An 18,957-nucleotide genomic window follows, 5' to 3' on the forward strand; every position below is an offset into this window, starting at 1 on the left:
CCCCCCCCCCCCCCCCCCCCCCCCCCCCCCCCCCCCCCCCCCCCCCCCCCCCCCCCCCCCCCCCCCTCCCACCGGGGACTGGGCTGTTAGAATGCCCGGCTTATCGGCCAAAACCGCAGTGCACCCCATGACTCAATCCCCGACCGCCTCCCCTTCCCATGTCGCCATCATCGGCGGCGGCCCCGCCGGCCTGATGGCGGCTGAAGTGTTGAGCCAGGCCGGGATCAAGGTCGACCTGTACGACGGCATGCCTTCGGTGGGGCGAAAATTCCTTCTGGCCGGCGTCGGCGGCATGAACATCACCCACTCCGAAGCCTACCCGGCCTTCCTCTCGCGCTATGCCGAACGCGCCCCACAGATTGCGCCGCTGCTGCGCGCCTTCGGTGCCGATGCGCTGTGCCAGTGGATTCACGGGCTGGGCATCGACACCTTCGTCGGCAGCTCCGGCCGCGTATTCCCCACCGACATGAAAGCCGCGCCGCTGTTGCGTGCCTGGCTCAAACGCCTGCGCGACAGCGGCGTAGTTATCCACACCCGCCACCGCTGGCTCGGCTGGGATGATCGCGGCGGTTTGCGCATCGACTGTCCCGATGGCGAAAAAACCGTTCAAGCCGATGCCACCTTGCTCGCCCTGGGTGGCGGCAGTTGGTCGCGCCTGGGTTCGGACGGCGGGTGGATGCTGCCACTGGAGCAAAAGGCTGTAGGACTCGCGCCGCTGCAGCCAAGTAATTGCGGCTTCGAGGTGCAGGCCTGGAGTGATTTGATGGTCAGCAAATTCGCTGGTGCGCCGCTGAAAAACATTGCGATCGGCCTCAATGATGACGCACCAAGGCTGGGTGAATGTGTGATCACTGCGACCGGGATTGAAGGGAGCCTGATCTACGCCCTGTCGGCAGCGATCCGTGAAGCGATCAACCAGCACGGCTCGGCAACCATTCACCTGGACCTGCTGCCAGGCCGGCCTGTGGATAAAATCCAGGCTGCACTGAGCAAGTCGCGCGGCTCACGCTCGATGGCTAAACATTTGCACAGTCAGTTGGGCATCGATGGGGTGAAAGCGGCGTTGTTGCGGGAGCTGACATCTGCCGAAACCTTTACCGACATGGCATTGCTGGCCAAAACGATCAAGGCGTTGCCCCTAACCCTGGTGAAGACCCGACCATTGGACGAAGCCATCAGCAGCGCGGGCGGTGTGAAGTTCGAGTCGATGGATGAACGATTGATGCTCAAGCAAATGCCTGGGGTTTTCTGCGCGGGGGAAATGCTCGATTGGGAAGCGCCAACGGGCGGCTATCTGCTGACGGCGTGTTTCGCCAGTGGGCGTGCGGCGGGATTGGGGATGGTGGAGTGGTTGCAGCGCAAGGGCTGAAGACCAGGGCGCGCCCTTCGCGAGCAGGCTCGCTCCCACAATGGGTCTGTGTCGTACACAAATACAGTGTTCACAGAAGATCAATGTGGGAGCGAGCTAGCTCCGGGCGGCGCTCCGACGAAGGCGGCCTAACAGACGCCGCCGCTAATCAAGGCTTACGCTTACGCGGCCCAGTGTTGAACACCGGCACTTTGCGCACAGGCTTGATCGAAGGCTCCGCTGGCGCAGCCTCCCCGCTATCGACCCACTTGCCGAGATTGCGCTTACCGCCACCACCCGACGTTTTTGGCTTCTTCGGTTTCTTCGGCTTCTTGATTACCTGACCACTGGCGTCGGTGTCCGGCACACGATGCTCTGGCTCGAAGTCCGGTTCGTTCTGACGCTTGAGTGTCTGGCGGGTCAACATCTCGATGGCCGACAGCAGATTCACTTCATCGGCGCACACCAGGGAAATCGCCTCGCCCGTGGAGCCGGCACGCCCGGTGCGACCGATGCGGTGGATGTAATCCTCGGCCACGATCGGCAAATCGAAGTTGACCACCAACGGCAGGTCTTCGATATCCAGGCCGCGGGCCGCGACATCGGTGGCGACCAGGATCTGCACTTCACTGAGCTTGAAGCGGTCCAGCGCGCGCTGACGAGTCGCCTGCGGCTTGTCGCCGTGGATGCCATCGGCGTTGATGCCCAGGCCCTGGAGTTTTTCCACCAGCGCGTCCACGCCGTTGCGGGTCTTGGCGAACACCAGCACCTGCTTCCACTTGCCCTTGCGCATCAAGTGCACAAACAGCTCCGGCTTGCGCTTCTTGTCCACCGTCACGATCCATTGCTTGACCGTATTGGCGGCAACGTTGCGCGGGCTGACTTCGATACTCAGCGGGTCATTGAGCATTTGCCCGGCCAGCAGGCGAATGTCGTCGGAGAACGTGGCGGAGAACAGCAACGTCTGGCGCTTCTTGGGCAGTGCCCGATAGATATTCGCCAGTTCCTCGGAGAAACCCAGGTCGAGCATGCGATCGGCCTCGTCCAGCACCAGGGTTTGCAACTGATTGAACTTCAGTGCGTTCTGGCGGAACAGGTCGAGCAAACGGCCCGGGGTCGCCACCAACAAGTCGACGCCGCTGCGCAGCTTCATCATTTGCGGGTTGATACTGACGCCACCGTACACCGCGTAGGTGCGCAACGGCAGGTTCTCGGCGTATTGGCGAACCGCTTCGTGAACCTGCTCGGCCAGCTCTCGGGTCGGCACCAGAATCAGCGCACGCACCGAGTTGGCGGTGACTTTCGGACCTTCCATGGCCAGCAACTGCAGCAGTGGCAGCGCGAAACCAGCGGTCTTGCCGGTGCCGGTCTGGGCGGCGGCCATCAGGTCGCGACCGGCCAGTACCGCCGGAATGGCTTGCGCCTGAACCGGCGTCGGAGTCTGGTAGCCGAGCGTCTCAAGGGAGCGCAGCAAGGGTTCGATCAGGCCAAGGGTGGCGAAAGTCATTGGAGTACCGTAGGAAAAATCAGCGCGATTACGCGAAACATGTTTGCAATGGCGCGCAGTTTACCCTAATTCACGCGGGATTCTGTCGGCACCGCCGTCGGCTCCAACTTCACCACTGGCCGTTCCGGTGTGCGACGCCACTGCGGCAGGCCAATCAGCACCACGGCACTGATGATCACCAACATGGCCAATGCTTCTTCGATGCCAATGGTTTCTCCGACAAACACGATCCCCAGCAACACGGCCACCGCCGGGTTGACGTAGGCATAACTGGTGGCCGCCGCCGGACGCACATGCTTGAGCAGATACATGTAGGCGTTGAAGGCAATGATCGAGCCGAACACGGTCAAGTACGCCAGCGCTGCCCAACCCTCGATGGGCGGGACCTGCTCCAGGTGCTCGCCGCTTACCGCACTGCCGATCAGCAATACCACGCCACCCACCAGCATTTCCACGGCACTGGCCATTGCGCCTTGAGGCAACGGCAAGTGTTTGCTCCACACTGAGCCGAATGCGCAGGTTGCCGCGGCAAAGATCAGTAATGCCGCTCCCAAAGGACTCGATTGCAGGTTGGAGCCGAGATTAAGCATGACGATGCCAATCATCCCGAGTGCAACACCCGCCCATTCAAGACGGGTATTACGCGCGCCCCAGAAATAGCCACAGAGCAAGGTAAACAGCGGCACCGTCGCCACCGCCAGCGCGGCCACGCCGGAAGCCACGCCCGTGTGCTCGGCCACGCTGACCGCACCGTTGCCGCACGCCAGCAACAATACGCCGATGATCCCCGCAGCTTTCCATTGTGCCCAGGTCGGCGCTGGCGCCCCGCGCCAGCGCAGGTAGGCGTACATCAGGCTTCCAGCGATCACGAAACGAATGCCGGCGAGCAGCAAGGGCGGCCAGTACTCCACACCGATGCGGATCACCAGGTAGGTCGAGCCCCAAATCACGTACAGCGCGAAAAAGGCAGCGATCAACGGTAAGGGGAAGCGACGTAGGCCGGACATGATGGGCAGCTCACAGGCAGAACAGGTGAACGGCTATTCTAGAAAGGCTAACGCTGGAAAATAAGTTACAAAACCTGTTTAAACCGCCGGTACACTTTTCAAAACACGGAGTTCAGCGCTATAAACCGTGCTTTCGAAAGTCGGTCATTTTCAGGAGCTGCCTCGATGGATAAGTACGACCGCATGCTGCTCAGCGCCCTGCTGAAAAACGGACGCGCGTCCTACGCCGACCTCGCGCGCAAGGTCAACCTTTCCGCCCCGGCCGTGGCCGAACGCGTGGCCAAACTCGAAGCCAGCGGCGTGATTACCGGTTACCAGGCGAAAGTCGACATGGCCAAGCTCGGCTTGCCGATCCAGTGTGTGATTGAACTGCGCCTGAACCAGCACGGCAACCAGAAAGCCTACGACGACCTGATCAAGATCCCGCAACTGACTGAATGCCACCGCGTGACTGGTGATCCTTGCGTGATCATGCAAGCGGCGGTGGGGTCGATGCCTGAGCTGGAAGAGTTGATCAACCGGATTGCCACGTTTGGCTTCAGCAAGACGTCGATCGTGTTGTCGAGTGCGATAGAGAAGCGGGTGCCGTTGGGGCAGTTGGAAGGGAATGGCAAGGGCATTTAATTGTTGTAGGTGATCCACTGTGGGAGCGAGCCTGCTCGCGAAAGCGGAGTGTCAGTCGACATCAATGTTGAATGATCAATTGATTTCGCGAGCAGGCTCGCTCCCACAGGGGAATCCTGTCGCGGTCAGAACCCACGATGCCGCTTCAGGTGTTCATTGACCTTCGCCGCCGGCACTTTCTGCAATTTGCACAACAGATCATGGGACAGCTCGCTCAGGCCATGCCTGTGCCGCAGTTCTCCGGCCAGGTGCACCGTCAGGTTAGCCGCCATTTCGGCATCGGCCATAGCCCGGTGAGCCTTGCCGGTGTGGGGCAGGTTGGCGAAGGTGGTGAGGGTGCCGAGCTTGTGGTTAGGTGCCGCAGGCATCAGGCGTCGGGCCAGCAACAGTGAGCAGGCAAAGTTCTGCAGGCGCGTGCGTTTGATCCGCCCCAGTTCGAAGTCCCAGAACTTCTGGTCGAACGCGGCGTTATGGGCCAGCAATGGCGTGGTGCCGACAAACTCGTTGACCTCGTTCATCACCTGCTCGGCCGAAGGCGCGGTGCGCAGCATGGCGTTGCTGATGCCGGTCAGTTGCTCGATGAAGCCCGGGACGCGCACGCCGGCGTTCATCAGGCTCTGGTAACGCTCGACGATGCGCCCTTGTTCAAGGATCACCACGGCAATTTCCGTGGCCCGGCAACTGCTGCTCGGAGAGATCCCGGTGGTTTCAAAGTCGATGACTGCTATGCGTTCCAAACCTGTTTGAACTCCGTAAAAATCAATTCTTGAGCAGCAACGCGCCTTCGATCGGCACGTAGCGGCTGGCGGCGCGGATCAGCGAGTTGGCCGTCAGGCCCGGCACGCCGTAGGCCACCGCTTGCACGCCGTGCTTGCTGATGATGCGTTCCAGCAGCATGTCGAAATCACCGTCGCCAGAGGCCAGCACCACTTCATCGACATGGTCGGCCGCGTCCATGATGTCGAGGGTGATGCCCACGTCCCAGTCGCCCTTCGCCGAGCCGTCGCTGCGCTGGATATAGGGCTTGAGCTTCACGGTGAAACCGAGGTTGCGAAGGATCTGCTGGAACTGCTGCTGTTTGCTGTCGCCACGATCGATCGCGTAGGCGTAGGCCTCGACAATCTCGCCTTGCTTGCTGATATCAGCCCACAACGCGGCATAGTTGAAGTGGCAGCCATAAGCCTGGCGTACGGTGTAGTAGAGGTTCTGAACATCGGCGAACACTGCGATTTTTTTCACCGGGCACCTCGATAAAGCGCAGGCAGGATCAGGCACCAGGCCCGAAAAGTCGCCCAGTATGCCAGCCAAAAGCAGATTTTCGCGAATAATCGGCCCGAAGCGCCGCAGCGCCCCGGACGAATGGTGCATCAGACGAAGGAGTCGTCGTCGCCGCCAAAGAACGATGAGCTGTCATCGTTGTAGTCGGCATCGGCAAAACCGCCCTGGTCGTTGGCATAGGGCTCATTGCCGGCCATGCGCTGGTCATCGCCCCAGCCATTGTTGCCCTGGTCGTTGACCTGGGCCGGTTCTTCCTTGATGACTTCGACGATTTCCTGGGGTGCCTGGTTGTGGTGGAACAGACTGCTGATGCCTTGTGCAAGCATCACGCCACCCGCCACACCGGCCGCGGTCTTCAGCGCCCCACCGAGAAAGCCGCTACCCGCTGCGGGGGCCTGTTGCTGGGGTGCATAGCCCTGCTGTGGAGAAGCACCGAAGCTCTGTTGCGGCGGCGTGTTGAACGAAGGCCGCGCCGGCTCGCGCCAGCCACCACCGCCAGACACCGGCGCACTTTGCGTTGGCGCAGGCTGCGAACTACCACCAAAAATGCTCGACAAAAAGCCGCCGCTCGACGCAGGGGCCGGCGTTTGCGCCTTGGCTTGCTGCAGTTCGGCCTGCAATTGCTGGATTTGCGCATTCAACTTCTGGTTCTGCCCGTCGAGGCTCTTGATCGCCGCCTCCTGCACCAGAATCGCTTGGGTCATGAAATAACCGGCCGCCGGTTGGCGCGCCAGGTGTTCCTTGATCCGCGCCTCGGCTTGGGCGTCGCGCGGGGCTGAGTCCGTCTCGGCCTGTTGCAGCCGGGAAAACAGTCCATCGATCAGGGTTTGTTCTTCGCTGTTCATGGCGACCTCGTAGATTGCCGGGAAAATCGTTGCCTTTGCCCATAGAGGATAAGGCGCTCGACCTTAATGGAGGCTGAAACAAGTTGTTTCAATGAGCTTTACCGAACGTTTACGTTTGCGCCCTCCCGCGCATCATCGGTTAAAGTGGGCCACTGCTTTCAACCAGCGATACCAACCGATGAATCCGTTCGATGTACTGCGTGACTCCTTGTATTTCTTCAAACGCAATCTGGGCCAGATCGTGCAGCTGTGCCTGCCACTGGTGATCATCGAGGCCCTGTTGCAACAAGTGGTCGACCATTCCACCGAGCCGGACAGTTTCCCCGGTATCAGTGTGATCGTCGGCTTGCTGGTCTATCCGTTGTACACCGCCGCCCTGATCCTGTTCCTCGATGCCCGCAGCCGAGGCGAATCGCCCAGTAACCGCGAGCTGCTGTCGAGGTCCGCCTATCTGTGGCCGCGTTTCGCCTTGCTGACCGCCCTGAACACATTGCTGATCCTGCTGGGCTTGTCGCTGTACTTCCTGCCGGGCATCTGGCTGATGGTGACCCTGGCTTTCGGCGAGTACCTGCTGGTGCTGCGTGGCTTGGCGCCATTGCAGGCCATGAAGGAAAGCCTGCGCCTGACCCGTGGCCACTTCATGCGCATCCTGGTGTGCATCCTGTGTGTAATGGGGCCGTTGTGGTTGCTCAAGGGTGCAACGTTGGCGGCGTACCCTGAGCCGCAAAACCCGGCTATCTCAATGCTGATCGACAGTGCCCACAGTTTCTTGCAACTGTTCACCAGCGTGGTGCTGTTCCGCCTGTTCATGCTGATCAGCGAAGTACCGGAAAAAATCGATGGACCACGTTGACCGTGGGCGACCGCTCGTCAGTCGGGTATGCTCGCAGGCAACTTCCGTAACGCGATAAGCCGAGCCATGACCCGACTACTGCGCTACACCTTGCTGGGACTGTTGATCGTCATCGGCGTAGTCTGCGTAATGACGTACAGCCTGACCTGGCGCCCCGAAGCCAGGGAAATAGCGCCGGTCGCGTGCAGTACTCAAGCGCCAGGGCTGGCACCCGGCCAGGCACTGAAGGTCATGACCTGGAACGTCCAGTACCTGGCGGGCAAGCGCTATGTCTTCTGGAATGACCTGGCCGCCGGCAACGACGATTCCCCAACACCGGAAGACATGGCCTTCAGCCTCGACGAAGTGGCGCGAGTGATCCGCGACGAGCAGCCGGATGTCGTGCTGCTGCAGGAACTCGATGACGGCGCCAAGGCCAGCGATTACCAGAACCAGCTCAAACTGCTGCAGGAGCGGCTCGCCGACCTGTATCCGTGCAGCGCCCATGCCTTCGACTGGAAGGCTGACTTCGTGCCCAACCCGCACATTTTCGGCAGCGTCGGCCGGCAACTGGCGACCCTGAGTCGCTATCGGATCGAGCACGCCGAACGCCTGCAATTGCCCATCGCATCGGCCAACCCGATCAGTCGCCAGTTCCAGCCGAAAAACGCCTTGCTGGTGACGTACCTGCCATTGAGCGACGGCGGCCAGCTCGCCGTCCTCAATACCCATCTGGAGCGAGCGACCCAACCTGACGAGACGCTGCAGGCACAGATCGCGGCCGTGGCCAAGGTTCTCGATAAGTTCGAAAGCCGCGGCACGCCCTGGCTGATCGGTGGCGACTTCAACCTGCTGCCGCTGGGGCAATACCAGCGCCTGCCCAGCGAACAGCGCACCCCCTACTCCGCCGACAGCGCCCTGCATCTGTTGTGGGACAAGTACCCGATGATTCCCACCAACAACGAATCCAGTGGCATCGACCGCGCGCGCTGGCTGACCCATTACCCCAACGATACCGGCTTGAACGGCCCGGACCGGACCGTCGACTATCTGTTCTACAGCCCGCGAATCAAACGGGTCGAGGCGACGGTGCGGCAAGACGATACCCTGCGCATCTCCGATCATCTGCCGGTGATTGCACGGTTCCTGCTGCCCGCCGCGCCGTAGATCGCGGCGTCATGGCTTGCGCGGCTTGATCCGTGCCGTGGCTTCGGCCACCAGCGGGTCGTCCGGCCAGTAATGTTTCGGGTAGCGTCCCTTGAGGTCTTTTTTCACCTCGGCGTAAGTGCTGCGCCAGAAGTTCGCCAGGTCCTGGGTCACCTGCACGGGCCTTCGCGCCGGGGACAGCAAATGCAGCTTGACCACCTGCCGGCCACCGGCGATGCGTGGGGTTTCGGCCAGGCCGAACAGCTCCTGCAAGCGCACGGCCAGAATCGGCGGCTGCTCGCTGTAATCCAGACGAATCGATGAACCCGATGGCACGCTCAGGTGGTGCGGCGCCAACTCGTCCAAGCGTTGTGGCAGCGGCCATGGCAACAGGTTGTGAACGATGCTCGAGAGGTCGAGATTGGCGAAATGACTGAGGCGCGAGACTTTGCCCAGATACGGCATCAGCCAATGCTCAAGGGTGTTCAGCAGCGCAGCATCGCTGACATCTGGCCAATCGCTTTCGCCCTTTCCACCCAGGTCCAGCTGGCGCAATAACGCCACCCGTGCCTGCCACTGGCGCAACTCCGGAGTCCACGGCAGCAGCTCCAGGCCTTTGCGTCGCACCAGGTTGACCAGCGCCTGGCTGCGGGCGGCTTCATCGAGACCGGTTAGCGGTTCGCGGCTGAGGATGAGCTCGCCCACCTTGCGTTGGCGCTCGGCCCGCAGCACACCTTCGCGCTCATCCCAATCCAGCTGATCGACGCATCGCACCTGTTCGGCCAGTACCGAGTCGAACAACGCCGGATCGAAATCCGCCGCCAGATAAATCCGCTCCTCACGCTGGCCCTGACGGCTGCCGAGATCGGCGATCACCAGCCACGGCTGCTTCATCAGGCTGTCGGCCTCGGCGAACAGCGCGGCGCGACCGTTGGCCAGGCGATACTCGGCACCGCCGGCACGGCGCTGTTGGGCGACGCGGTCGGGATAGGCCAAGGCCAGCAGCGCACCGAGCCAGCGTGGATGATCTGGATCGGCGACCGGCTCCGACGCCTTGGCGCGCAGATAACCGCGATATTGCCGCGCCAGTTGCCGGGCCCGTTGCACGCCACCCTGGGCGCCACGAGCGCCGCGCGCTTCGCCGGACAACAGCGCCAATCGGCTGTGCAAGTCGGCACCGGCGCCACGCAGGATATCGCGCTCGCCGAGCAAGGCCGCGACATCGCAAGCCATGTCCGCCAAGCCGAGCGCCTGTCCACGTAACAACAGGTGCGCGATACGAGGATGCGCTGGCAGCTCGGCCATGGCCTGACCATGGCGTGTCAGTGCTTCGCCCTCCAGCGCGCCCAGACGAACCAGCAAGTCCTGAGCTTGTGCATAAGCGGCTGCCGGGGGTACATCAAGCCAAACCAACTGGCCCGGTGTCACGCCCCAACGCCCCAGCTGCAGCGCCAACCCGGCGAGATCCGCCGAAAGAATTTCCGCAGTGCCATAAGCCGCCAATTGTTCGTGCTGATCCTGCGACCACAAGCGATAGCACACACCCGGTTCCAGTCGCCCTGCCCGGCCCGCACGCTGGGTAGCACTGGCTTTGGAAATCCGTTGTGTATCGAGACGGGTCATGCCGCTGCCGGGATCGAAGCGCGGCACCCGCGCCAACCCGGCGTCGATCACCACCCGCACGCCATTGATGGTCAGGCTGGTCTCGGCGATGTTGGTGGCCAGCACCACTTTGCGTTGACCCGGCGGCGCCGGATCAATCGCCGCCCGTTGCGCGGCGAGGTCCAGTTCACCGTGTAATGGGCAGAGCAGGATTTGCGTGTTATCGCCCAGCGCATCGGCCAGTTGTTGATGCACGCGACGGATCTCGGCCTGCCCCGGCAGGAACACCAGCACGCTGCCGGTTTCGTCGCTCAAGGCTTCGAGAATGGTCTGCACCAGCCGTGGCTCGATGAATTCGCCTGCCTGGAATGGCCGGCCCCAGCGCATTGCCACCGGGTACATGCGCCCTTCGCTGCGCAGGATCGGCGCGTCGTCGAGCAATCCGGCCAGCCGTTCGCCTTCCAGGGTGGCCGACATCAAGAGGATTTTCAGTGGCTGATCGTCACGGAACAGTTCCCGGCCATTGAGGCTCAAGGCCAGCGCCAGGTCGGCGTCGAGACTTCGTTCGTGGAACTCGTCGAAGATCAACAGGCCCACGCCCTCGAGCGCCGGATCGTCCTGCAAACGCCGGGTAAGGATGCCCTCGGTAACCACTTCGATTCGGGTGTTGGGGCCGACCTTGCTGTCGAGCCGAATGCGATAACCCACGGTTTCGCCGACCTTCTCGCCCAGCTCACTGGCCAGGCGCTCCGCTGCCGCCCGCGCGGCCAGGCGGCGCGGTTCGAGCATCAGGATGGTCTGCCCGGCCAGCCACGGCTCATCAAGCAAGGCCAAGGGCACGCGGGTGGTCTTACCGGCGCCAGGCGGTGCTTCGAGCACGGCTTCGTGACGTGTCGCCAGGGCTTCACGCAAGGCGGGTAAAACTTCATCAATCGGCAAAGAAATCATGCTGGCTCCCAAACAGAGGCGCGAGTATAACGGCGAACTGCCCGGTGTTCGTTGCGGTCTTAATTCGTATCGACGACGCTTCGTTTTGAGATGACCCAAGGAGATTTCATATGCGTGCTCCCTTTCGCCTGATCGGCGGTGTTTTGGTCGCGACCCTGCTGACTCAAATCACCGCATGCGGTTCGATTTTCTACCCCGACCGCCGTGGCCAGATCGACGGCAAGATCGACCCGGCCATTGCCGTGCTCGATGCCGTGGGCCTGCTGTTCTATATCATCCCCGGCCTGATCGCGTTCGCCGTGGATTTCGCCACCGGCGCGATTTACTACGCACCGGGCGAAACCGCACAGGTGGCGCCGGAAAAACTCAAGGAAGCCATCGGTGCCGACGGCAAGGTCGATAACCTCAAGTTGCAGACTATCCTGGAGCGTGAAACGGGCCGCAGCTTGCCGCTGGACGATCCACGCCTTATCCAGCACAAGGGCAGCGCCCAGCAACTGGCCATGTTCGGCCTGCAACCCGCCGCGTAATCGAGGCACGACAAGGAAAATCCGCACCCATGATCTCAAGCGTCGAACACGCCCGCCTGCTGCGGCTGGCGACCCGTGCCTCGGTGGCGGTGGCTTGCACACTGATCGTCGCCAAAGCCATCGCCTGGTGGCTGAGCGGCTCGGTGAGCATGCTCGCCGGGTTGACCGACTCGGCGCTTGACGGCGTGACTTCGCTGCTCAACCTGCTGGCCGTGCACTACGCCTTGCGCCCGGCCGACGACGACCATCGCTACGGGCATGGTAAGGCCGAGTCACTGGCCGGCATGGCCCAGGCGCTGTTTATCGGCGGCAGTGCGGTGTTGATTGCGCTACAGGCATGGGATCGGCTCAAGCATCCGGAACCGGTGGGTGCACCGTGGATCAGCATCGGGGTGATCGTGTTCTCGCTGGGCCTGACCCTGGCGCTGCTGATGGTGCAGCATCGCGTGGTCAAGGCCACCGGCTCCAACGCGGTGCGCGCCGACTCCCTGCATTACCGTTCGGACCTGCTGCTCAATGGCAGCATCCTGGTGGCGCTGGTGCTGGCCGGGTTTGGCTGGCATCAGGTCGACCCGTGGTTCGGCCTGGGCATTGCCGCCTACATCTTCTGGAGCGCGGTGACGATCGCTCGGGAAAGCTTTGCGGTCTTGATGGATGAGGAGCTGCCGCCGGATGTCAGCCAGCACATGCTGGAGCTGGCCTGCGGAGTACCGGGGGTACTGGGCGCCCATGATTTGCGCACGCGGATTTCCGGCAACCAGTGGTTTGTGCAGCTGCACTTGGAGTTGCCGGGGGAACTGACCCTGTCAGTCGCCCATGGCATCAGCGACCAGGCCGCCGACGCCATTCACGCCGCCTACCCGCGGGCCGAAGTGCTGGTGCACGCCGATCCGCAGGAAGTCGTCAAGGCCGGTGCTCAGAACGTCACCCGATAACCGCGACCATCCAGGCAACCACCCTGGGCCTGGCGGTAGGCCTGCACCACCGCCGGGTCCGGTTGCCAGGTGTCGACCCTCGGATCAAAACCACTCTGCTCGACCGCCCAGCGATAGCAATCGTATCCATCCTGGTTGATCTGCTCCGGTGACTGGCCGTTGGCCGGATAAGCCTCCACGTCGTAACCATTGCCGGTGGCCAACGGCTGGCCAGGCGGCTCGACCACCCTGTAGTCCTGAGTGTTTTCCTGATAGGCGTAGTAGGCGCCGGCTACCAGGAACAGCAATGAGCCATCGATCCAGACCTCACGGGCATAATCAGGCAGGTACTGGACGCGAATCCCGCGCGGCGGCTGAACCACCACATAGCGCGGGCCTTGCGGGCGATACCAGTAGCCGCCGGAGTAGTAGTAATCCCGGCCCCCATAGGGCACACGGTAGTCGCGATCCGGGAAGCGGTCGATCACGTGCCCCGGACGATACTGCGGGCCGGGGCCCCAACCGTTGCCGTGGCCACTGGGACGGCCCTGCCACTGGTTGCTGTCGTTGGAAGGTGCGCCGATATAGCCATTCCAGTGCGGGTTGGGATCGTTGCGCCGCGGCTCGTCCTGATAGTAACCACGCCGAGGCTGTTGGGTCTGTTGCACGGTGTCGGGTCGTGGCTGGATGGGCAGGTCATTGGCCGGCAGTTGCGGCGGTGGTGGCGGCGAACGCACCCGGCTGTTGTAGTCCGGCGCTGGACGGGTCTGCCATTGGCCGTTGTCTTGATTTTGGTTCTGGCCGTTGTGCTGATTCGGTTGCTGGCCATTTTGCGGACGCGGCGGGTTGTTGCCAGCATGGCCCTGATGGCCACCGCCCTCGTGTTGTCCGCCATCCGGACCGCGGTTTTGCGGCTGGTCGGCCAGCGATTGCGCGGTGACACTGACACACAACAGCCCAACACCGGCCAACCGCCAGATGCGCAATCTCATGCTTTTCCTCTATACGGGTCAGGGCCTGTAGGTAAGACTGGAAATGCACAGGCCGGTTCTGCAACAGGTTATCAGTCGCGGAACTTATTTATTGAGGGCGGGTGCCAAATGACAGGCAAGAAAAAGGGGAGACCCGTCGGCCTCCCCTTGAGAACTTCGTCCGTGCTCGACGCTTTTGACGTCGGCTCACCTCACGCCGTCTTCTGGACAGTGTGCAGCTCGGGGGCCAGCACATCCCCTGTGGGGGTGGCGACCGCGGCGGGCCTGATTCGGCGGGCCGCATTGGACTGTTTGTCCGAGCAGTGATTCTGGTGATAAGAATAGGCCCGGAGCACCGGCAGAGGATTGCGAATATTGCTCAAATAAACATCACTTGCGCAATTTTTAACCCTGGATAGATAATCTGTCGCAATAGTTATGACAAGGGACCGTTCGATGAGCAAACTTGACCGATATGACCTGAGCATTTTGGCTGAATTGCAGCGCGATGCGCGCATCTCCAATCAGGAGTTGGCCGAACGCATTGGCCTGTCGCCCTCCCCCTGCTCGCGGCGGGTCAAGCAACTGGAAGACGACGGCTACATTACCCGCCAGGTCGCCCTGCTCGACCGTAAGATGCTTGGCCTGAGCCTGACGGCGTATGTGCTCATCGGCATGGATCGGCACACGCCGGAACGATTCGAAAACTTCGAGGCCGCCATTCGCACCTTGCCGCAGGTGCTGGAGTGCAGCCTGGTGACCGGGATGGATGCCGATTATCAACTCAAGGTCGTGGTGCCGGACATGGACCATTACCAGAAATTGCTGCTGGGGCATTTGACGCGGATTGAAGGGGTGACCAGTGTGCGCTCGAGTTTTGTGCTCAATCAGGTTTTAAACAGCACTGAGTTACCGCTCACTCATCTGCGCAGCTGAACTGCTTCTGTAGGAGCTGCCGAAGGCTGCGATCTTTTGATCTTGTTTATTAAAAGCAAAATCAAAAGATCGCAGCCTTCGGCAGCTCCTACGAGAGCAGGTCGGGCGACGAATAGCTGCGACACGCTGCCGCAGGTCAACTCATTGCCAACATCCATTGGCGTATACTCGCCGCGCCCTTTTAGCCTCGCCCGCGCGGAGATGTTCAATGGATCCTGCAGTTTTCGAAGAGTGGATGATGACCGGCCTGGTCAGCATCCTGATCATTTTCATGGGTTTCATCGTCTGGGATCTGGCGAAGAAGTCCAAGGCCGGACGGTTTGGCTCGTTTATTCTGTTTTTCGTGCTGGGCCTTGGCGTTGCTGCATTTGTGATCAAGAGCGTGGTCATTGGCCTGATCGAATCCGGCACTTTATAAGCGCGCTGGCACTTCCTTCCACTGGCCCTGATCGAGCCCTTCGATCGTCCAGTCGCCGATCCTGACACGCACCAACCGCAACGTCGGCAACCCGACCGCCGCCGTCATCCGCCGCACCTGCCGATTGCGACCCTCGCGAATCACCAGTTCCAGCCAACTGGTCGGCACACTTTTACGAAAGCGTACCGGCGGGTTACGCGGCCACAACGGCGGCTCATCCAGTTGCCGCGCCTGCGCAGGCAAGGTCATGCCATCGTTCAATTCGACACCGTCACGCAAGCGCTGCAACTGTTCGGCACTCGGCTCGCCTTCAACCTGCACCCAGTAGGTCTTGGCCAGTTTGTGTTTCGGGTCGGCGATGCGTGCCTGGAGCTGGCCGTCGTTGGTCAGCAGCAGTAGACCTTCGCTGTCGCGGTCCAGCCGTCCTGCGGGGTAGATCCCCGGGACATCGATGTAGTCCTTGAGGGTCGCGCGCCCTTCTGCGTCACTGAATTGCGTCAGCACATCGAAGGGTTTGTTGAACAGGATCAGCCTGGGCGCAGCGGGAGGCGCCTTGGCGACACGGCGCGGGGCTGCTGGGGATGGCTTTGCGCCAGGGCGGCGGGAAACAGGACGTTGCACACGGGACATGGTGAAGGAACATCTAACGGTCAGGGCTGCTAATGCTAGTAGCCCGACCGTTAAATGACCATCGCCAAATCAGCGGAACGGCGGCTCGTCGAAGCTGCGCAGTTTGCGCGAGTGCAACGAGTTGAGCTCTGTGCGCAACAAGTCCACGGCTTCGATACCGATTTTCAAGTGCTGGCTGACCGCGCGCTCATAAAAGGCGTTGGCTGAGCCAGGCAACTTGATTTCGCTGTGCAGGGGCTTGTCCGACACACAAAGCAACGTGCCGTAAGGCACCCGCAAGCGATAACCCTGGGCCGCGATCGTACCGCTTTCCATGTCCACTGCCACGGCGCGGGACAAGTTGATCAACGGCCGCTCCTGAGCCCAGCGCAGCTCCCAGTTACGGTCGTCGTAAGTCAGTACGGTGCCGGTACGCAGGCGCTTTTTCAGCTCGTCGCCCTTCTCGCCGGTGATGTTGGCCGCCGCCTGTTGCAGTGCGAGCTGCACTTCGGCCAAGGCCGGAATCGGAATATTTGGCGGCACGACCCGGTCGAGAATGCCGTCACGGCGCATATAGGCGTGGGCGAGCACGTAGTCGCCAATGGTCTGGGACTGACGCAACCCACCGCAGTGGCCGATCATCAGCCAGCAATGCGGACGCAGTACCGCCAGGTGGTCGGTGATGTTCTTGGCGTTGGACGGGCCGACGCCGATATTGACCAGGGTCACGCCGTGGCCATCAGTAGCAATCAGGTGGTAGGCCGGCATCTGGTAGCGATGCCAGACCACACCTGCGGCAATCGCCGAGGCTTCACCGTGATCCATGCTCTTTTCGATGATCACATTACCCGGCAGCACCATGCGCACGAAGCGCGGATCTTTGCGCAGTTGCTCCAGGCCATGGACGATGAACTGGTCGACGTAACGGTGATAGTTGGTCAGCAGGATCCATGGCTGCACATGCCGCCAGTCGCTACCGGTGTAATGCACCAGACGGCGCAGGGAAAAATCCACTCGGGCGGCATCGAACAGCGCCAAGGGCAGCGGATCGGTGTTTTCCCAATCGTACAAGCCGTCGGCAATACCGTCGGTCGCCGCCGACAGGTCGGTGCTCGGGAACACCCGCGCCAGCACGGCGGCGGTGACACCGGAGCCGGCCAACTCATCGCCCTGCTCGACCACGTATGGATAAGGAATGTTCTGCTGGCTGACACCGACCTCCACGGTCACGGTGAAGTCGTGCATCAACGGCACGAGTTGCTCCAGCAGGTATTTACGGAAGGCAGCGGGATGGGTGACGGTGACGCTGTAGGTGCCTGGCAACTGGACCTTGGCGTAGGCCCGCGTGGTCTGCGGGACTTCGCCCTGGCAGTGGTAGGTCAGACGCAGTTCGGGATAACGAAACATTGCCCGCTGTTCGGCGTCCGGCTCGACACGATCCTTGAGATAACGCTTGAGCGCCTGGCTCAGAGCGGTGGTTGCACGATTGTGCAAGAGCGCAAGCCGGTCTACAGCTTGCTCGGCGGTTTGAACGACAATAAAAGCTTCGGTCACGATCAGCATCCTGTGTTCTGACTTGCAGGCCTTCATCTTGCCTGTATCGTCGCTTCACGGGAACAGTGGCGACACAAATGCAGGGAGCGCCGCAGATCCCCTGTGGGAGCGAGCCTGCTCGCGAAGGCGATGGCACATCCAATATCGATGTGGCTGACAGATCGCTTTCGCGAGCAGGCTCGCTCCCACAGTTCAGAAACCTTGCGGAGTCGAACGAGCAACAATCGCTTCCACATTCAACCCACGCGGCAACCCGCCATAAACCCGCCCACCGCCATTCAGGCGACTAGCGATAAACCCGTCACTCACCGCCGTATTCCCCGCCTCCAACAACAGCTTCGCCTGTAACCCAAGGGCGATGTCTTCGGTCAACTGCCGGGCACGGTATTGAATATCGTCGGTATCCTTGAAGGCCGACTGCAATTGGGCGATGTGCGCGGCCAGGCGTTTATCGCCATGACCATCACCCAATTCGCTGAACAATGCATCGAGCACGCCCGGTTCCTTGGACAAGGCGCGCAGCACATCAAGGCATTGCACGTTGCCGGAGCCTTCCCAGGTCGAGTTCACCGGAGCCTCGCGGTACAGGCGCGGCAAGATGCTGTCTTCCACGTACCCCGCCCCGCCCATGCATTCAGCGGCTTCATTGATCATGGCCGGCGCGCGCTTGCAGATCCAGTACTTGCCCACCGCTGTCACCAGCCGGGCGAACTTGGCTTCCTGTGAGTCGTCCAGATGATCGAGCGCCCGCCCCATGCGCAGGCTCAAGGCCAGGGCGGCTTCGCTTTCCAGCGCCAGGTCCGCCAGCACGTTCTGCATCAAGGGCTGTTCGCTGAGCAACTTGCCGCCAACCTTGCGGTGGGCGCAGTGGTGGCTGGCCTGGGTCAGCGCCTGGCGCATCAACGAACTTGAGCCGACCATGCAATCGAAACGGGTCATGGCGACCATCTCGATGATCGTCGGCACGCCGCGCCCTTCCTCACCGACCATCCACGCCAAGGCCCCGCGAAACTCCACTTCGCTGGAGGCGTTGGAACAGTTGCCGAGTTTGTTTTTCAGGCGCTGGATGTAGAACTGATTGCGCGTGTCGTCCGGACGATGCCGCGGCAGCAGGAAACAGGTCAGCCCCTTGTCCGTCTGCGCCAGGGTCAGGAAGGCATCGCACATGGGCGCCGAACAGAACCACTTGTGCCCCACCAGTTCGTACGCCTGGCCGGGACCGCTGGCGCCCACCGGATAAGCCTTGGTGGTGTTGGCGCGGACATCGGTGCCGCCCTGCTTCTCGGTCATGGCCATGCCAATCGTGACGCCGGCCTTGTGGGCCATGCCGACATTGCGCGGGTCATATTCCGTGGACAGGATCTTCGGCAGCCATTGATCCGCCAGGTCCGGTTGCAGGCGCAGTGCCGGGACGCTGGCGAAGGTCATGGTCAACGGGCAACCGCTGCCGGCTTCGGCCTGGCTATGCAGGTAGGTCATGGCGGCGCGGGCGACATGCGCACCGGACTGCGGATGCGCCCAGGGCAACGAGGTCAGGCCATGCTCGATCGCTGCGCGCATCAATTCATGATAGGCCGGGTGAAACTCCACCAGGTCGATACGATGTCCATAGCGATCATGACTGCTGAAAATCGGCTTGTTCTGATTGGCCAGGAAACCCGCCGCCATCAACGGTCCGCCGGCGAGCGCGCCGTATGCATCGATCCGCGATTCGGCCCAACCGGCCCCGAAACGCCGCGCCCACTCCTGCAGGGGCAGGTCGATGCGATACAGGTTGGCGCCATCCAGCGAGGGTGGCTGGTTGGTGACTTCGTGGGTTTCGGCGAACTGATGCAGGTTCATGACGGGGCTCCTTTGCTCAGCCAAGGGACTTCAGTTAAGCACCGCC

Annotated in this window: 18 protein-coding genes; 8 read left to right on the top strand and 10 right to left on the bottom strand. The window is 61.8% G+C overall.

Annotated elements, in window-relative coordinates; genetic code table 11:
* The first annotated feature begins 127 nt into the window (after positions 1-127).
* Entirely contained in the window at positions 128-1,369 is a 1,242-nt protein-coding gene (locus AC3WWR_RS19125; RefSeq protein ID WP_151143331.1) for a TIGR03862 family flavoprotein, read from the top strand.
* A gap of 148 nt (positions 1,370-1,517) precedes the next feature.
* Here the strand turns inward: AC3WWR_RS19125 and rhlE1 are convergent, their stop codons facing one another.
* Both rhlE1 and yedA read right to left on the bottom strand, forming a co-directional pair.
* Positions 1,518-2,855, bottom strand: a complete 1,338-nt coding sequence (gene rhlE1, locus AC3WWR_RS19130) for an RNA helicase RhlE1 (RefSeq protein ID WP_020798716.1) — start codon at positions 2,853-2,855, stop codon at positions 1,518-1,520.
* A gap of 65 nt (positions 2,856-2,920) precedes the next feature.
* Positions 2,921-3,862: a drug/metabolite exporter YedA gene (gene yedA / locus AC3WWR_RS19135; RefSeq protein WP_492598955.1), complete on the bottom strand. Its 942-nt coding sequence runs from the start codon at positions 3,860-3,862 to the stop codon at positions 2,921-2,923.
* 165 nt (positions 3,863-4,027) lie between these two features.
* Between yedA and AC3WWR_RS19140 the strand changes: the two genes are divergently transcribed.
* Positions 4,028-4,486, top strand: a complete 459-nt coding sequence (locus AC3WWR_RS19140; RefSeq protein ID WP_492598956.1) for an Lrp/AsnC family transcriptional regulator — start codon at positions 4,028-4,030, stop codon at positions 4,484-4,486.
* 125 nt (positions 4,487-4,611) lie between these two features.
* Here AC3WWR_RS19140 and AC3WWR_RS19145 read toward each other — a convergent pair whose 3' ends face one another.
* From AC3WWR_RS19145 to AC3WWR_RS19155, 3 genes are all read right to left on the bottom strand, one after another.
* On the bottom strand, positions 4,612-5,223 hold the full coding sequence (locus AC3WWR_RS19145; RefSeq protein ID WP_454866308.1) for a 3'-5' exonuclease: 612 nt from the start codon (positions 5,221-5,223) through the stop codon (positions 4,612-4,614).
* A 22-nt stretch (positions 5,224-5,245) separates the two neighbouring features.
* A complete protein-coding gene (locus tag AC3WWR_RS19150) occupies positions 5,246-5,725 on the bottom strand; it encodes a LabA-like NYN domain-containing protein (RefSeq protein ID WP_007946629.1) in 480 nt (159 codons plus the stop codon).
* 128 nt (positions 5,726-5,853) lie between these two features.
* A complete protein-coding gene (locus AC3WWR_RS19155) occupies positions 5,854-6,609 on the bottom strand; it encodes a DUF2076 domain-containing protein (RefSeq protein WP_492598957.1) in 756 nt (251 codons plus the stop codon).
* Between the two features lie 178 nt (positions 6,610-6,787).
* Between AC3WWR_RS19155 and AC3WWR_RS19160 the strand changes: the two genes are divergently transcribed.
* Positions 6,788-7,462, top strand: coding sequence for a YciC family protein (locus tag AC3WWR_RS19160; RefSeq protein ID WP_020798722.1), 675 nt, complete (start codon positions 6,788-6,790; stop codon positions 7,460-7,462).
* A gap of 66 nt (positions 7,463-7,528) precedes the next feature.
* Positions 7,529-8,608: an endonuclease/exonuclease/phosphatase family protein gene (locus AC3WWR_RS19165; protein ID WP_033043170.1), complete on the top strand. Its 1,080-nt coding sequence runs from the start codon at positions 7,529-7,531 to the stop codon at positions 8,606-8,608.
* A gap of 9 nt (positions 8,609-8,617) precedes the next feature.
* Here the strand turns inward: AC3WWR_RS19165 and hrpB are convergent, their stop codons facing one another.
* Positions 8,618-11,137: an ATP-dependent helicase HrpB gene (hrpB, locus tag AC3WWR_RS19170; protein WP_492598958.1), complete on the bottom strand. Its 2,520-nt coding sequence runs from the start codon at positions 11,135-11,137 to the stop codon at positions 8,618-8,620.
* A 110-nt stretch (positions 11,138-11,247) separates the two neighbouring features.
* Here hrpB and AC3WWR_RS19175 point away from each other — a divergent pair, with 110 nt between their 5' ends.
* Entirely contained in the window at positions 11,248-11,667 is a 420-nt protein-coding gene (locus AC3WWR_RS19175) for a hypothetical protein (protein WP_033045550.1), read from the top strand.
* 29 nt (positions 11,668-11,696) lie between these two features.
* Positions 11,697-12,602, top strand: coding sequence for a cation diffusion facilitator family transporter (locus AC3WWR_RS19180; protein ID WP_020798726.1), 906 nt, complete (start codon positions 11,697-11,699; stop codon positions 12,600-12,602).
* On the opposite strand, the gene AC3WWR_RS19185 is transcribed toward AC3WWR_RS19180, so the two are convergent.
* Positions 12,584-13,573 carry a DUF6515 family protein gene (locus AC3WWR_RS19185; RefSeq protein WP_020798727.1) on the bottom strand — a complete coding sequence of 330 codons (990 nt, stop codon included), beginning with the start codon at positions 13,571-13,573 and terminating at the stop codon, positions 12,584-12,586. The two genes, AC3WWR_RS19180 and AC3WWR_RS19185, sit on opposite strands and share 19 nt — an antisense overlap.
* Before the next feature lie 435 nt (positions 13,574-14,008).
* Here AC3WWR_RS19185 and AC3WWR_RS19190 point away from each other — a divergent pair, with 435 nt between their 5' ends.
* Positions 14,009-14,488, top strand: a complete 480-nt coding sequence (locus tag AC3WWR_RS19190; protein ID WP_007894448.1) for an Lrp/AsnC family transcriptional regulator — start codon at positions 14,009-14,011, stop codon at positions 14,486-14,488.
* A gap of 208 nt (positions 14,489-14,696) precedes the next feature.
* The gene (locus AC3WWR_RS19195; RefSeq protein WP_007937369.1) at positions 14,697-14,906 is read left to right on the top strand and encodes a DUF2788 domain-containing protein; all 210 of its coding nucleotides are present in this window, start codon (positions 14,697-14,699) and stop codon (positions 14,904-14,906) included.
* Here AC3WWR_RS19195 and AC3WWR_RS19200 read toward each other — a convergent pair.
* From AC3WWR_RS19200 to AC3WWR_RS19210, 3 genes are all read right to left on the bottom strand, one after another.
* Positions 14,901-15,536: a pseudouridine synthase gene (locus AC3WWR_RS19200; RefSeq protein ID WP_020798729.1), complete on the bottom strand. Its 636-nt coding sequence runs from the start codon at positions 15,534-15,536 to the stop codon at positions 14,901-14,903. The two genes, AC3WWR_RS19195 and AC3WWR_RS19200, sit on opposite strands and share 6 nt — an antisense overlap.
* Positions 15,537-15,605: 69 nt before the next feature.
* Entirely contained in the window at positions 15,606-17,105 is a 1,500-nt protein-coding gene (gene amn, locus AC3WWR_RS19205; protein WP_020798730.1) for an AMP nucleosidase, read from the bottom strand.
* A 156-nt stretch (positions 17,106-17,261) separates the two neighbouring features.
* Positions 17,262-18,911 carry an acyl-CoA dehydrogenase family protein gene (locus tag AC3WWR_RS19210; protein WP_492598959.1) on the bottom strand — a complete coding sequence of 550 codons (1,650 nt, stop codon included), beginning with the start codon at positions 18,909-18,911 and terminating at the stop codon, positions 17,262-17,264.
* Positions 18,912-18,957 lie beyond the last annotated feature (46 nt).

This window comes from Pseudomonas sp. EB271-G4-1, assembly GCF_058791355.1.